The organism is Flagellimonas olearia, assembly GCF_009184425.1.
GTDB lineage: Bacteria > Bacteroidota > Bacteroidia > Flavobacteriales > Flavobacteriaceae > Flagellimonas > Flagellimonas olearia.
The window spans coordinates 1-316 of sequence record NZ_WELG01000202.1 but is presented as its reverse complement, the minus strand read 5'-3'; the positions used below and the strand labels follow the sequence as shown (position 1 = coordinate 316).

Genomic DNA, 316 nt, shown 5'->3' with positions numbered 1-316 from the left:
AAAAGCTAAAAATTTAGAGACTTTACAAGCCATTAAAGATATAGAGAGTGGGGCTAATTTTACAAAAATTGATAGTTTAGATGAGCTTACAGATGAACTAAAAAGAGAGATACATGCTGGATATTGAATATCATAATTTGTTTAGAAAAGACTACAAAAAGTATCTCAAAAATGGCTTTGATAGTAAGCTACTTGATGAAGTGGTTTTAGAATTAAGACAACAAAAACCACTAGCTCCAAAGCATAAAGACCACATGCTAAAAGGCGAGTGGTATCCTTGTAGAGAATGCCACATTAGACCTGATGTTTTGTTAGT

Annotated in this window: 1 protein-coding gene; it reads left to right on the top strand. The window is 32.3% G+C overall.

The annotated features are described in order from the left end of the window. Positions 1 to 113: 113 nt before the first annotated feature. Positions 114 to 316, top strand: a 203-nt coding sequence (locus F8C76_RS20080) for a type II toxin-antitoxin system RelE/ParE family toxin (RefSeq protein WP_152132984.1), incomplete at its 3' end; no start/stop codon positions are given.